General features: G+C 63.8%; 11 protein-coding genes and 1 tRNA gene. 11 read left to right on the forward strand and 1 reads right to left on the reverse strand.

What is annotated here, in order from left to right:
* The first annotated feature begins 46 nt into the window (after positions 1–46).
* Both M5C71_RS18600 and M5C71_RS18605 read left to right on the forward strand, forming a co-directional pair.
* Complete coding sequence (locus M5C71_RS18600) at positions 47–1,354, forward strand: MFS transporter (RefSeq protein WP_103498968.1); 1,308 nt, start codon at positions 47–49, stop codon at positions 1,352–1,354.
* Positions 1,355–1,427: 73 nt separating this feature from the next.
* A tRNA-Asn gene (locus M5C71_RS18605) sits at positions 1,428–1,503 on the forward strand.
* A gap of 104 nt (positions 1,504–1,607) precedes the next feature.
* On the opposite strand, the gene M5C71_RS18610 is transcribed toward M5C71_RS18605, so the two are convergent.
* Entirely contained in the window at positions 1,608–2,999 is a 1,392-nt protein-coding gene (locus M5C71_RS18610) for an aldehyde dehydrogenase family protein (protein WP_248768451.1), read from the reverse strand.
* A 100-nt stretch (positions 3,000–3,099) separates the two neighbouring features.
* Here M5C71_RS18610 and M5C71_RS18615 point away from each other — a divergent pair, with 100 nt between their 5' ends.
* From M5C71_RS18615 to hcnC, 9 genes are all read left to right on the forward strand, one after another.
* Positions 3,100–3,978 carry a LysR family transcriptional regulator gene (locus M5C71_RS18615; RefSeq protein WP_248768452.1) on the forward strand — a complete coding sequence of 293 codons (879 nt, stop codon included), beginning with the start codon at positions 3,100–3,102 and terminating at the stop codon, positions 3,976–3,978.
* A gap of 118 nt (positions 3,979–4,096) precedes the next feature.
* A complete protein-coding gene (locus tag M5C71_RS18620) occupies positions 4,097–4,522 on the forward strand; it encodes a hypothetical protein (protein WP_248768453.1) in 426 nt (141 codons plus the stop codon).
* A 102-nt stretch (positions 4,523–4,624) separates the two neighbouring features.
* Positions 4,625–4,966 carry a hypothetical protein gene (locus tag M5C71_RS18625; RefSeq protein ID WP_247262998.1) on the forward strand — a complete coding sequence of 114 codons (342 nt, stop codon included), beginning with the start codon at positions 4,625–4,627 and terminating at the stop codon, positions 4,964–4,966.
* A gap of 101 nt (positions 4,967–5,067) precedes the next feature.
* A complete protein-coding gene (locus tag M5C71_RS18630; protein ID WP_248768454.1) occupies positions 5,068–6,333 on the forward strand; it encodes a TolC family protein in 1,266 nt (421 codons plus the stop codon).
* Entirely contained in the window at positions 6,330–7,589 is a 1,260-nt protein-coding gene (locus M5C71_RS18635; protein WP_248768455.1) for an efflux RND transporter periplasmic adaptor subunit, read from the forward strand. The genes M5C71_RS18630 and M5C71_RS18635 overlap by 4 nt, the downstream gene beginning before the upstream one ends.
* Positions 7,586–10,705 carry an efflux RND transporter permease subunit gene (locus M5C71_RS18640; protein ID WP_248768456.1) on the forward strand — a complete coding sequence of 1,040 codons (3,120 nt, stop codon included), beginning with the start codon at positions 7,586–7,588 and terminating at the stop codon, positions 10,703–10,705. Before M5C71_RS18635 ends, M5C71_RS18640 begins: the two co-directional genes overlap by 4 nt.
* Positions 10,706–10,962: 257 nt before the next feature.
* Positions 10,963–11,277, forward strand: a complete 315-nt coding sequence (gene hcnA, locus M5C71_RS18645; protein ID WP_248768457.1) for a cyanide-forming glycine dehydrogenase subunit HcnA — start codon at positions 10,963–10,965, stop codon at positions 11,275–11,277.
* Positions 11,274–12,674, forward strand: coding sequence for a cyanide-forming glycine dehydrogenase subunit HcnB (hcnB, locus tag M5C71_RS18650; protein WP_103498976.1), 1,401 nt, complete (start codon positions 11,274–11,276; stop codon positions 12,672–12,674). The genes hcnA and hcnB overlap by 4 nt, the downstream gene beginning before the upstream one ends.
* Before the next feature lie 3 nt (positions 12,675–12,677).
* Complete coding sequence (gene hcnC, locus M5C71_RS18655) at positions 12,678–13,919, forward strand: cyanide-forming glycine dehydrogenase subunit HcnC (RefSeq protein ID WP_103498977.1); 1,242 nt, start codon at positions 12,678–12,680, stop codon at positions 13,917–13,919.
* Positions 13,920–13,923 lie beyond the last annotated feature (4 nt).

Below are 13,923 nucleotides of genomic sequence, written 5' to 3' on the forward strand. Positions count from 1 at the left end.
CCCCGCTGCACGGGGTTGAAGGGCCCGGACACGTCGGAGCATCGCCATGCTGGATATCCTGAAAAACACTACCTATCGGCATCTGTTTCTCGCTCAGATCATTGCGCTGGTGGGGACTGGCCTGGCCACGGTTGCCCTTGGCTTGCTGGCCTACGACCTGGCCGGCGCCCAGGCCGGGGTCGTGCTGGGCACCGCCCTGGCGATCAAGATGAGTGCCTATATCGGCGTCGCCCCCGTGGCTGCTGCCTTTGCCGAACGCCTGCCGCGCCGGGCAATGCTGGTGGCATTGGATCTGATTCGGGCCCTGGTGGCGCTGGCCTTGCCCTTTGTCAGCGAGATCTGGCAGATCTATGTGCTGATCTTCGTGCTGCAATCGGCCTCGGCAGCGTTTACCCCGACGTTCCAGGCGACCATTCCCGACATTCTTCCCGACGAGGAGCAATACACCCGCGCCCTGTCGTTGGCGCGTCTGGCCTACGACCTGGAAAGCCTGGTCAGCCCGATGCTTGCCGCCGCGCTCCTCGGCGTGATCAGTTTCCATGGCCTGTTCGGCGGCACCGCGCTGGGATTTTTCGCTTCGGCCATGCTGGTCGGCTCGGTGGTGCTGCCCAAGGCCAGGAGAGGCGTGCGGCGCAGCATTTATGAGCGCACCACCCGTGGCGTGCGGCTGTTCCTGGCCACCCCGCGTTTGCGCGGGCTGCTGGCCCTGAACCTGGCGGTGGCCGCCGCCAGCGCCATGGTGATCGTCAATACCGTGGTGTTGGTGCAGGCGCATTTTTCCCTGCCGCAGCGGTTTACTGCCTTTGCCCTGGCGGCCTTTGGCGCGGGGTCGATGCTCACCGCCCTGGCGTTGCCGCGTCTGTTGAGCCGAGTGGCGGACCGCACGGTGATGCTGCTGGGCGCCGGGTTGCTGGTGATCGGCCTGGGCATCGGTGCGACGCTGGCTTCCTATAGCGCGCTGTTGCCGCTGTGGTTCCTGCTCGGAGTTGGTTATTCCCTGGCGCAGACTCCCGGCGGCAGGCTATTGCGTCGCTCGTCCCACGCAGAAGACCGTCCGGCATTGTTCGCGGCACAGTTTGCGCTGTCCCATGCCTGCTGGCTGATCACCTATCCGCTTGCCGGCTGGTTGGGCGCGCAGGTCGGTCTCGGTGCTTCGTTCATGGTCTTGAGCCTGCTTGCTGCCATGGCAGTGCTGGCCTGCCTGGTCATCTGGCGGCCGGCTCACGAGCAGGCCGCGCTCAGGCATAGCCATGATGACCTGCCATTGGATCACCCGCACCTGCACGACGCCGGCGGTAAAATCCACGAACACGCCTATATTATTGACGACGAGCATCGTCGCTGGCCGGTGTGACGGGCGGGCAGCGGCCTGTTGCCGATCCGGCAGGGGTTGACTTCTCTTTTTATATCAGTAACATACACGGCATTCCGCAATAGCTCAGTTGGTAGAGCAAGTGACTGTTAATCACTGGGTCCCTGGTTCGAGTCCAGGTTGTGGAGCCAGATAGAAGAAAAGCCTGCAGCGATGCAGGCTTTTTTTTTGCGTTTTTTTCAGCCCTGTCGTCTATAGGCCCGGAGGCGAGTGCCCCCGGGGCCGGGCAATACCTTCAGCGGCGATCCAGCCACACCGTCTGCGCATTGCAGAATTCGCGGACTCCGAAGTGCGACAGTTCACGACCAAAACCGCTTTTTTTCACGCCGCCGAAGCTGACCCGAGGGTCGCTGGCGCTATAGCCATTGATGAACACGCCGCCGGTTTCCAACTCGTCAGCGAACTTGCGGGCCAGCTCCAGATCCGCGGTGTAGACGGTTGCCGTCAGTCCGAACTCGCTGTCATTGGCCAGCGCCAGCGCATGCTCGGCATCCCGCGCGGTAATGATGGACGCCACCGGGCCGAACAACTCCTGTTTGAACGAGGTCATCTGGTCGGTGACATCGGCCAATACCGTGGGCTCGTAGAAATTGCCGGAGCCGTTGGCCTTCTTGCCGCCGAGCAATAGGGTCGCGCCTTGCGCCAGGGTGTCCCGGACCTGTTGATCCAGCTCGTCACGCAGATCGAAGCGGGCCATGGGACCGATATAGGTCTCGGTTGCCAGCGGGTCGCCGACCACCAGGCGACGGGTGGCCTCGACGAACTTCTCGGTGAAGGCTGCGACTACGCCTTGCTCGATAATCAAGCGTTTGGCAGCCGCGCAGACTTGCCCGGTGTTCTGGTAACGACCGATCACGGCGGCCTTGACCGCTTCGTCGAGGTCGGCGTCATTGAGCACGATAAAGGGGTCCGAACCGCCCAGTTCCAACACGCATTTCTTCAAGGCCGCACCGGCCTGGGCGCCGATGGCCATGCCAGCGCGTACGCTGCCGGTGAGAGTGACCGCCGCGATACGTGGGTCGGCGATGGCCCGGGAAACGCCCTCCGGGGTGACATTGATGACTTCGAAGACGCCTTCGGGGAAACCGGCGCGCTTGATGGCATCCAGCAGCAGGTAGGCGCTGCCCATGACGTTGGGCGCATGCTTGAGCACGAAGGTGTTACCGGCCAGCAGCGTCGGCACTGCACCGCGCAGTACCTGCCAGATTGGGAAGTTCCACGGCATCACGGCGAGGATCGGACCCAGTGGGCGATACTCGATACGGGCCTTGCCGCCTTCCACCGGGGTCGCTTCGGCGCTGAGCATGGCCGGGCCGTTTTCCGCGTACCACACGCACAGCTGCGCACATTTTTCAATTTCACCGCGGGCCTGGGCGATGGGCTTGCCCATTTCCAGGGTGATCATCTCGGCCATCTTCGTGACGTTGTCACGCAGCGCCTGGGCCAGGGCGAGCAACGCCTGTGAGCGTTGTTCCAGTGCGGTACGGCGCCAGAGCGAGAACCCCGCCGCGGCCCGGGACAGGGCGGCATCCAGGGCCGAATCGGATTCGAAAGGGTAGTGGCCGATCTGCTCGCCGTTGGCGGGATTGATCGACAGGGCATGGGTGAGGCTGGAAATCGAAGACATGGCACCGTCCTGCTGTGTGTGTATGGCCTCAGATTACGGTGGCGTTGGTTTTCTGGAAACTGAATAATGGTGAGCATATCGTTCACGATTGGAGAATGACTTGGATCTGGTCCAGTTGGAGATTTTCAAAGCCGTTGCCGAGCACGGCAGCATCAGTGCGGCCGCCCAGCAGATCCATCGGGTGCCGTCGAACCTGACCACGCGGATCAAGCAGTTGGAGCAGGATCTGGGGGTGGATCTGTTTATCCGCGAGAAGAGTCGCCTGCGGCTGTCGCCGGCGGGCTGGAGTTTCCTCGACTATGCCCGGCGCATCCTCGACCTGGTCGGCGAGGCGCGGGCCACCGTGGCCGGCGAGGAACCACAAGGCGCCTTTGCCCTGGGCTCGCTGGAGAGCACGGCGGCGGTGCGTATTCCGCAACTGCTGGCGGCCTATAACCAGCGCTATGCCAAGGTTGACCTGGACCTGTCCACCGGCCCGTCCGGGACCATGATCGATGGCGTGTTGTCCGGGCGCCTGGCGGCTGCGTTTGTCGATGGGCCGGTGTTGCATCCGGCGCTGGAGGGTGTGCCGGCGTTCGAGGAAGAGATGGTGCTGATCGCGCCGCTGCAGCATGGGCCTGTCCGGCGTGCGCGCGAGGTCAACGGCGAGAGCATTTATGCCTTTCGCGCCAACTGTTCCTACCGGCACCATTTCGAAAGCTGGTTTACCAAGGACGGCGCGGTGCCCGGCAAGATCCATGAGATGGAGTCCTACCACGGCATGCTCGCCTGCGTGAGCGCCGGGGCCGGCCTGGCGCTGATGCCCCGCAGCATGCTGGAAAGCATGCCGGGCTGCAGCACCGTGAGTGTCTGGCCGTTGACCGAGTCCATGCGTTATCTGCGAACCTGGCTGGTGTGGCGCCGAGGCACGGTGTCGCAAAGCCTGAGCATGTTCGTGCGCCTGCTCGAGGAGCAGGGCGTGGTCCGTGAAGAGAGCTGAGGCGCCTGTGGGAACGGTCCGGCGTGGCTTTGACATCAGGCAGTCAAGGGATTAACTTCGCGACTTTTTACCCGTCGCTCCAAACGGGCGCGGGCAGTTATGGTTAAGGAAGGGCACGATGACGGAAGAAATGGTACTGCAGGACGATTTGTTTCAGACGGACAAGCGACTCTCCCTCAAGCCCGTGACGGACTTCAGTGCCTTCCTGCTCCAGGCGTTTGCCGACGGGCCGTGCAAATGCCTGCGCTGTGTGGAAGCCGCGGGTGTGGAAACCGGCTATGCCTTCCAGCACAGCTTCGAACTGGGCAAGGTGGTCAACCGCCAGTTCGCCAGGACCACCCCAAGCGAAGTGCTCCTGGTGCTGAAGAAGGCCTGGCTGTCGTTCTTCAAGAGCGAACTGGAGGTTCCAGGTTTACTGGACTTGTCCAAGGTGCATGAGTTCGTGAAGCCGGAGTTGCACGTCCGGTTGCGCCCGCTGCTGCTGGCCTGTGGCCTGATCGTGGAGCAGGAAGGTGGATGGGTGTTGCAGGCGGTTGCCGAGTAACCCATAGGCAAGCGCCGCCGGCACGAAGATTAATGCTCACTTAACCTGCAACCGTTCAAGTAGCGTATCTTTTCCCGCAACCCTTCTTCATTGGCGTCCTCGATGTTCAGGTTTCAGCTGATCTTGACCCTGGTGCTCAGCCTGATGCTGCCGATCTTCGGCAGCGTGGCCGCGGCCGCGTCTTTTGCTGAACCTTGCCCGATGCCGTTGATGAACCACGCCGGGTCGAAAATGACCGGCGCCCCCTGCTGTAATGATATGGAGCATGGTGCCGCGTCCAAGTCGCCCTGCAAATCCGGCGAGGAGTGCAAGATCGGTGGACTGGTCCAGGTCCTGACGATCAGCACCTTTACCCCTGTTCCGCCGCTCCCGCTTACCCTGCAGGCGCCCGCCGTGCTCCAGTCGGCGCCGGCCGATCTGTGGCGCCCTCCGCGTTACCTCTGATGCCTTGATCCGAATCCCCGCACGCCTGCACAAAGCGGCGTAGGGGCCATCGCGACCGCTATTTGCAGCGGACGCGTCGATCCTGCATTGGAGATGAAAGCATGTTCGCTTTCCTTCCCTCACACCGCGTATTGGCCGGTGTGATCGCTGTTGTCCTGGGCGCCAGCCCACTGGTGGCCGTCAGGGCCGAGCCGCTGAGTTTCGAGCGGGCCCAGCACCTGGCCGAAAACACCGCCCCCGAAAACCTTGCGCGCCTGGCGCAGGTCGAGTCGGCACAGTCCTCGGTCGGGCCCGCCGATGCGTTGCCCGATCCCAAGTTGATGCTGGGGATCCAGGACCTGCCGATCCAGGGTTCCGGGCGTTACTCCTTTGATGGCGACTCGATGACCGAGCGCCAGATCGGCCTGCGCCAGGAGGTGCCCAACAGCGACAAGCGCCTGGCCCGCAAGCAGCTTGCGCTGGCCAGCGTGGACGTCGCCGAAGCCGAGCGGCGGGCCTCGCTGCTGGAGGTCAAGCGGCAAACCGCGCTGGCCTGGCTGAATGTCTATTACGCCGAACTCAGCGTGAAAAACTTCGATCAGTTGGACCATCAGGTCGCGCTGTTGCGCAACACCACCCCGTCGCGTATCGCCGCCGGCACCGCGCAGGCAGGCGATCTGCTCCAGGCTGATCAAGAAGCCCTGGCCCTTGCCGACCGCCGTGACGAACTGGTACAGAACATCGCCATGGCCCGGGCCAAGCTGCGCCGCTGGATCGGGGCCGATGCCGATCAACCTCTGGTCGACGGGCCGCCGACCTGGGGTCCGATCCTGCCGCATACCCAGCACACCCTGGGGCGCCATCCGGACCTGCAGGCCGCCACGGCCCGGGTCAGCGAAGCCAATGCCGAACTGGCCGATGCCATCGCGCAGAAGAAGCCCGACTGGGGCGTCGAGCTGGTCTACGGTCACCGTGACCGACAGTTCGGCGGCGACATGGCGTCGCTGCAATTCACCTTCGACCTGCCGCTGTTCACCGGTTCCCGCCAAGGGCCGCGGATCAATGCGCGGCAGCATGAGGTCGAGCAGCGGGAGGCCGAACAGGAAGTCATGTTGCGTGAGCACAAGGCCGAGCTGGAAAGCGGCCTGGCCGAACTCGAACGCTTGAAGAAAGCCCTGGAGCGTTCGCAACAATCAGCGATTCCCCTGGCCGAGCGCCGCGCCGAGCTTTCATTGGCCTCCTACAAGGCCGGCAAGAGCCCGCTGAACGAAGTGATCGGCGCCCGTCGCGATCTGATCGAGGCACAGCTGCGCAGCGTCAGCCAACAGAATCAGTTCAGCCAACTGTCCGCCAGCCTGTACTACGCCTATGTCGAGGGCCTGAAATGAACAAGCTCACTTACTCGCTGTTGACCCTCACGCTGGCCGGACTCGGTGTTGCCGGTGGCTATTGGCTCGGCCACGGTGGGCCCCTGATGTCCGCTGCGGCCGATGGCGCAAAAAAGGAACGCCCGACCCTGTACTGGTTTGACCCGATGTACCCGACCCAGCACTTCAATGCACCGGGGAAGTCGCCGTTCATGGATATGCAACTGGTGCCCAAGTATGTCGATGGCGCCGAGGACACATCGTCCGTCAGCGTGTCGCCGCAACTGGCCCAGAACCTCGGCATGCGCACGGCCGCGGTGGTACGTGAACGCCTGCCCGGCGGTCTTGATGCCGTCGGTTCGCTGGGCTACAACCAGCGCGATATCGCCAATCTGCAAGCCCGTGCGGCGGGCTTTGTCGAGCGCGTCTATGACCGCGCGCCCGGTGATGTACTGCCGGCCGGCGCGCCCCTGGTGGATCTGTTGATACCCGAGTGGTCGGCCGCGCAACTGGAGTTCGTCGCGGTCCTTGCCAGCGGCGACAGCCGTTTGATCCAGGCCTCGCGCCAACGCCTGCAACTGCTCGGCATGCCCGAGGCAGTGATCGCCCAGGTGGCGAAGACCCGCACGGTGCGTCCGCTGCTGACCCTGACCACGCCGATTGCCGGTGAGCTGCAAAGCCTGGAGGTGCGCGCGGGCATGAGCGTATCCGCCGGGATGAGTCTGGCGCGGATCAACGGGCTGGGCAGCGTCTGGCTCGATAGCGCGATCCCGGAGGCGCAGGCGACCCTGGTCCAGGTGGGGGCCCCGGTGTCCGTGGCCTTGTCCGCTTATCCCGCACAGACCTTGACGGGAAAGGTGGTGGCGATATTACCGAGTGTCGATCCGCAGAACCGCACCCTGACGGTACGCAGCCAGTTGCCCAACCCGGACGGCAAGTTGCGTCCGGGCATGTTCGCCAGTGTGCGCCTCGCCGATCCCGATCCGACCCCGAGCCTGCTGGTGCCCAGCGAGGCGGTGATCCGCACGGGCAAGCGCACCCTGGTGATGCTGGCCGGGGATCAGGGCCGCTACAAACCGATGGAAATCCGTATCGGACGCGAGTCCGCCGGGCGTATCGAAGTGCTCGACGGTCTGAGCGAAGGCCAGAAAGTGGTGACCTCCGGGCAGTTCCTGCTCGACTCGGAAGCCAGCCTGCAAGGCATAGTTCCAACCGATGAAGCAATGGCTCCGATGGCACCAATGGAAGCGACGGACTCGATGGAGGGCAGGAAATGATCAAGCGCCTGATCCACTGGTCCATCGGTAATCGTTTCCTGATCCTGCTGGCGACTCTGTTTATTGTCGCCTGGGGTATCTGGTCGGTGCGCAACACGCCGCTCGATGCACTGCCGGACCTGTCCGACACCCAGGTAATCGTCCGTACCAGCTTTCCCGGACAAGCGCCGCAGATCGTCGAAAACCAGATCACCTATCCGCTGGCCAGTACCTTGCTGTCGGTCCCCGGGGCGAAGACCGTGCGCGGTTACTCGTTCTTCGGCGACTCCTTTGTCTATGTGATTTTCGAGGACGGTACCGACCTGTACTGGGCCCGTTCGCGGGTATTGGAATACCTCAACCAGGCCCAGGGTCGTTTGCCCCGGGGCGTCACCAGCACCCTCGGCCCGGACGCCACCGGTGTCGGCTGGATCTATCAGTACGCCCTGGTGGACCGCACCGGGCAGCATGACCTGGCGCAGTTGCGCGGGATCCAGGACTGGTTCCTCAAATACGAGCTCAAGACCGTGCCCAATGTGGCTGAGGTCGCCACCATCGGCGGCATGGTCAAGGAATACCAGGTGCTGCTCGACCCGCAGAAGATGGTGGCCTACGGCATCACCCAGCAGCAGGTGAACGAGGCGCTGAAGAGCGCCAACCAGGAAGCCGGCGGTTCGGTACTGGAACTGGCCGAGCGCGAATATATGGTGCGTGCCTCGGGCTACCTGAAGAGCCTGGAGGACTTTCGCAATATCCCGCTGAAAACCTCGGCGCAAGGCGTGCCGGTGTTGCTCGGCCAGGTGGCGACGATCCAGGTCGGCCCCGAGATGCGCCGTGGCATCGCCGAGCTGGACGGCGAAGGCGAGGCGGTCGGTGGCGTGGTGATCCTGCGTTCCGGCAAGAACGCCGATGAAACACTCCAGGCGGTGAAAGCCCGTATCGAAAGCTTGCGCGGCAGCCTGCCGCCCGGGGTAGAACTGATCACCACCTACGACCGTTCGCAGCTGATCGACCGGGCGGTGCACAACCTCAGCTTCAAACTGCTGGAAGAGTTCGGTGTGGTGGCGCTGGTCTGCCTGCTGTTCCTTTGGCACTGGCGCTCGTCCCTGGTGGCGATCATCACCCTGCCGTTGGGGGTGTTGATGGCCTTTATCGTGATGCGCATCGAGGGCGTCAACGCCAATATCATGTCCCTCGGCGGTATCGCCATTGCCATCGGCGCGATGGTCGATGCGGCGGTGGTGATGATCGAGAACGCCCATAAACATATCGAGGCCTGGCAACTGCGCCATCCCGGCCAGAAGCTGCAAGGCGAGGCCCATTGGCGGGTGATCGGCGAGGCGGCGGCGGAGGTCGGGCCGGCGCTGTTTTTCAGCCTGTTGATCATCACCTTGTCGTTCCTCCCGGTGTTTACCCTGGAGGCCCAGGAAGGGCGGTTGTTCGGGCCGCTGGCGTTTACCAAGTCCTATTCGATGGCGGCGGCGGCGGGATTGTCGGTGACCCTGGTGCCGGTGCTGATGGGCTACTGGATTCGCGGTCATATTCCCAGTGAGCAGCAGAACCCGCTTAATCGCTGGCTGATCGCGGCCTATCGTCCGCTGCTGGATGCGGTGCTGAAATGGCCGAAGTTGACCTTGGCGCTGGCGCTGATGATCTTCCTTTCCAGTCTCTGGCCCTTGAGCCAGTTGGGTGGGGAATTTATGCCGGCGCTGGATGAAGGCGACCTGTTGTACATGCCTTCGGCGTTGCCGGGATTACCGGCGAGCAAGGCCAGCGAGTTGCTGCAGCAGACCAATCGGATGATTCGCACGGTGCCGGAAGTCGAGCATGTCTTCGGCAAATCCGGGCGGGCGGAAAGCGCCACCGATCCGGCGCCATTGGAGATGTTCGAAACCACCATCAAGTTCAAACCCCGTGAGCAATGGCGCGCTGGCATGACCCCGGAAAAGCTGATCGAAGCGCTGGACCAGGCGGTCAAGGTGCCGGGGCTGTCGAACCTCTGGGTGCCGCCGATCCGCAACCGTATCGATATGCTCGCCACCGGCATCAAGAGCCCGATCGGGGTCAAGGTGGCCGGCACGTCGCTGGCCGATATAGATGAGGTCGCCCATCAGGTCGAAGCGGTCGCCAAGCAGGTGCCCGGGGTCAGTTCGGCCCTGGCGGAACGCTTGACCGGAGGCAGCTACCTCGACATTCGGATCAATCGCCTGGCGGCGGCCCGCTACGGGCTGAGCATTGCCGATGTGCAGGCGGTGGTGTCCGGTGCCGTGGGTGGCAGTACGGTGGGGGAGACGGTCGAGGGCGTGGCCCGTTATCCGATCAATCTGCGTTATCCGAGGGAATGGCGCGACAGCCCGCAGGTCTTGCAGCAATTGCCGATGCTCACCGCCAGTGGGCAGCAGATCACCCTCGGTGCGGTAGCGGATATCAGCGTGAGCGCGGGGCCGCCCATGCTGCGCAGCGAAAATGGCCGGCTGTCCGGTTGGGTCTATGTGGATGTCCGGGGCCGCGACCTGGCGTCGACCGCTCGTGACCTGCAGCAACAGGTGGCGCAGCAGGTGAAGCTCAAGGCCGGGATGACGGTGTCCTATTCCGGGCAGTACGAGTTCCTGGAGCGGGCCAATGCCCGTCTGATGTGGGTGGTGCCGGCCACCTTGCTGATCATTTTCGTGCTGCTGTACCTGACCTTCGGGCGTTTCAGTGAGGCGGGCCTGATCATGCTGACCTTGCCTTTTGCGCTGTCCGGCGGCGTCTGGTTGCTCTACCTGTTGGGCTTCAATCTGTCGGTGGCCACGGGAGTGGGGTTTATCGCCCTGGCCGGGGTGTCGGCGGAGTTTGGTGTGATCATGCTGCTGTATCTGAAGAATGCCTGGACGGCGCGTCTGGATGCCGGACGGGAGGAGAACGGCGATTTGCTGGAGGCCATCGGCGAGGGCGCGGTGTTGCGGGTCCGGCCCAAGGTGATGACGGTGGCGGTGATTGTCGCCGGTCTGCTGCCGATTCTCTGGGGCAGCGGTACCGGGTCCGAGGTGATGAAGCGGATTGCCGCGCCGATGGTTGGCGGCATGATCACCGCGCCGTTGTTGTCGATGCTGGTGCTGCCGGCGGCGTACTGGTTGATGAAGCGTCGGCGTTAGAGCGATGGACCGTGTCGCCTGCTTCGCGGGCAAGCTCCGCTCCCACATTGTCCGAGTCAAACACAAAACCTGTGTACGACCGCAGACCTGTGGGAGCGGAGCTTGCCCGCGAACGGCGCGACGGGGAGCCTCTGACACCACCGGAGCGCCGAAGCGGCCCCCAGGACTTTTGTTCCTCTTTACTGGCCTGGATCAAATGGCCGAAGCGCCGAATCCCTTAGCGTGCACCTTTCACGCTAGTCATGGATGATGCACCTATGCAAAACCTGGATCGACAACACGATATCCAACCCCTTTCCCAGGTGGACATGACCGTCCACCTCAACGGTCAACCCGTACCGGCCGCTGCCGGTGAGACCGTCCTCAGCGTGCTGCAATCGGTCGGCCTGCGACAACTGGCGCGCAACGATCATGGCGAGATCGCCGGAGCCTTCTGCGGCATGGGCGTTTGCCAGTGCTGCCTGGTCTCGATTGATGGCCGGCACAAGCGCCGGGCCTGCCAGACGCTGGTACGGCCCAGCATGCAGATCGAAACCGCTGTCAGCCGCTTCCCCGTGCTGGAGGTGCTATGAGCCGCCTGCCCGTGGTGATTGTCGGCGGAGGTCCGGCGGGCATGGCCGCCGCCGCCGAGCTGGCCCGGCACGCGGTACCCAGCGTGCTGTTCGAGGAAGCCTCGCGCCTGGGGGGCGTGGTCTATCGCGGACCGTTGCGCCGCGGCGTCGACCTCGGCTATCTGGGCACGCGCTACCGCCAAGTACTGGAGCGTCTGCACGGTGAGTTCGCGCGGTATTCCGACCGGGTCGATGTGCGCCTGGGCACGCGGATTCTCGGTGGTGAAGGCACGCGAACGCTGATGGCGCTGGATGCCGACGAGCACCTGCAGCAGATCGAGTATTCGCAACTGTTGCTGGCGGCCGGCTGCCATGAGCGCAACGTGCCGTTTCCCGGCTGGACCTTGCCCGGGGTCATGCTGCTCGGCGGTTTGCAGTTGCAGATCAAGAGCGGCGTGGTCAAGCCGTTGGGCGCCACGGTGATTACCGGTACCGGTCCCTTGTTGCCGTTGGTGGCCTGTCAGTTGCACGCGGCCGGGGTGCCGGTGGCGGGTGTCTATGAGGCCAGCGCCTTGGGCCGGATCGCCCGCGAAAGCCTGGCTCTGCTGAACAAGCCGCAGATGTTTCTCGACGGTTTGAGCATGCTCGCCTATCTGAAATTGCACGGCATCCCGTTTTACTACGGCTGGGGTGTGGTCGAAGCCCAGGGGCAGGAAGAGTTGACCAGCGTGACCCTGGCGCCGTATTCCAGCGATTGGCAGCCGGACCTCGCCCAGGCGCGGCGGGTCGAAGCGCAGACCCTGGCGGTCGGTTATGGTTTTGTCCCGCGCACCCAACTCAGTCAGCAGATGGGCTTGGCCCATGGCGTCGGCGAGGACGGCTGCCTGCGGCCCGAGAGCAACGTCTGGCAGCAGAGCAGCGAACCGACCATCCATCTGGCCGGCGATATGGGCGGGATTCGCGGCGGCGAGGCGGCGATGCTGGCCGGCAGGATTGCCGCCGTGTCGATCCTGATGCAACGCGATGTGCTCGACGCCGAGGGGGCCCTGGTCCTGCGCCAGATCTACCTGGACAAACTGACGAAAATCCGCAAGTTCCGCGCCGGTGTTGATCGCTACACCCGGCGCGGTACCCGGCAGATCGACTTGCCCCGCGCCGACACATTGATTTGCCGTTGCGAACACACGACTCGCGCCGAGATCGACCTTGCTCTGTCCCAGGGCGTCGAGGACATGGCTGGGCTGAAGATGCGTACGCGGGTCAGCATGGGTGATTGCCAGGGGCGCATGTGCGTCGGTTATTGCAGCGACCGCCTGCGGCAGGCCACCGGACGCGCCGATGTCGGCTGGCTGCGCCCGCGTTTTCCCATCGAGCCAATTCCCTTTTCCGCCTTCGAGAGCCTGGGTAAGGACGCCTGAACCATGAACAGAACCTATGATGTGGTGATTGCCGGTGGCGGCGTGATCGGTGCTTCCTGTGCCTACCACCTGTCCCGGCGCCAGAACCTGCGGATCGCCCTGATCGACGCCAAGCGTCCCGGCAATGCGACCCGCGCTTCGGCCGGCGGCCTGTGGGCCATCGGCGAGTCGGTGGGGCTGGGCTGCGGGGTGATCTTCTTCCGCATGATGTCGGCCCAGCGTCGCCAGGCCCATGGTGCGGCGGTGGCGGTGGACGCAAGTACCCCGCATATCCTGCCGCCGGCATTCTTCGAGTTCGCCTTGCAATCCAACGCGCTCTATCCGCAGTTGCACCGTGAACTGATCGAACGCCATGGCATGGACTTCAAGTTTGAACGCACCGGCTTGAAATACGTGATCTATGACGATGAGGACCGGCAGTATGCCGAGCATATCGTTTCACGCATTCCGCACCTGGCGGACCAGCTGCGCTGGCTGGATCGTGAAGCACTGCGCGAAGCGGAACCGGCGGTAAGCCATGAGGCGCAGGGGGCGCTGGAGTTTCTCTGCGATCACCAGGTCAGCCCGTTCCGCCTGGCCGATGCCTACACCGAGGCCGCGCGGCAGAATGGCGTGGACCTCTACTTCAACACCAATGTCATCGGCGTTCTGCATCAGGGCGACCGGGTCAGCGGCGTGCGCACCGCCGAGCAGGGCACCTTCCATTGCGGCACATTGATCAATGCCGCCGGGGCCTGGGCCGCCGAGCTCGGCGAGCAGGCCACCGGGATCAGGCTGCCGGTCAAGCCGGTGAAGGGGCAGATCCTCCTGACCGAGCGCATGCCCAAGCTGCTGGAGGGCTGCCTGACCACCAGCGATTGTTATATGGCGCAAAAGGACAACGGTGAAATCCTGATCGGCAGCACCACCGAGGACAAGGGCTTCGATGTCAGTACGACCTTTGCGGAAGTCGCCGGCCTGGTCCAGGGGGCCATTCGCTGTGTGCCGCAACTCAAGGACATCAATCTCAAGCGCTGCTGGGCCGGCCTGCGTCCGGGCTCGCCTGACGAACTACCGATACTTGGGCCGATGGCGGGTGTCGGGGGTTATCTCAATGCCTGCGGACATTTCCGTACCGGTATCCTGACGTCGGCAATCACCGGTGTGATGCTGGAGCGGCTGGTCCATCAGGAGCCGCTGCCCCTGGATATCACGCCGTTCCTGGCGGATCGCTTCGAGGTGGGCTTGCTCAAAGGCGTCGGATAGCGGT

The sequence above is a fragment of the Pseudomonas sp. MWU12-2345 genome (assembly GCF_023242385.1).
GTDB classification, from domain to species: Bacteria; Pseudomonadota; Gammaproteobacteria; order Pseudomonadales; family Pseudomonadaceae; genus Aquipseudomonas; species Aquipseudomonas gingeri_D.

What these genes read in the sequence shown, in the direction of transcription:
- M5C71_RS18600 (WP_103498968.1), top strand. Translation starts at nt 47, where the DNA reads ATGCTGGATATCCTGAAAAACACTACCTATCGGCATCTGTTTCTCGCT.
- M5C71_RS18610 (WP_248768451.1), bottom strand. Translation starts at nt 2,999, where the DNA reads ATGTCTTCGATTTCCAGCCTCACCCATGCCCTGTCGATCAATCCCGCC.
- M5C71_RS18620 (WP_248768453.1), top strand. Translation starts at nt 4,097, where the DNA reads ATGACGGAAGAAATGGTACTGCAGGACGATTTGTTTCAGACGGACAAG.
- M5C71_RS18625 (WP_247262998.1), top strand. Translation starts at nt 4,625, where the DNA reads ATGTTCAGGTTTCAGCTGATCTTGACCCTGGTGCTCAGCCTGATGCTG.
- M5C71_RS18630 (WP_248768454.1), top strand. Translation starts at nt 5,068, where the DNA reads ATGTTCGCTTTCCTTCCCTCACACCGCGTATTGGCCGGTGTGATCGCT.
- M5C71_RS18635 (WP_248768455.1), top strand. Translation starts at nt 6,330, where the DNA reads ATGAACAAGCTCACTTACTCGCTGTTGACCCTCACGCTGGCCGGACTC.
- M5C71_RS18640 (WP_248768456.1), top strand. Translation starts at nt 7,586, where the DNA reads ATGATCAAGCGCCTGATCCACTGGTCCATCGGTAATCGTTTCCTGATC.
- hcnA (WP_248768457.1), top strand. Translation starts at nt 10,963, where the DNA reads ATGCAAAACCTGGATCGACAACACGATATCCAACCCCTTTCCCAGGTG.
- hcnB (WP_103498976.1), top strand. Translation starts at nt 11,274, where the DNA reads ATGAGCCGCCTGCCCGTGGTGATTGTCGGCGGAGGTCCGGCGGGCATG.
- hcnC (WP_103498977.1), top strand. Translation starts at nt 12,678, where the DNA reads ATGAACAGAACCTATGATGTGGTGATTGCCGGTGGCGGCGTGATCGGT.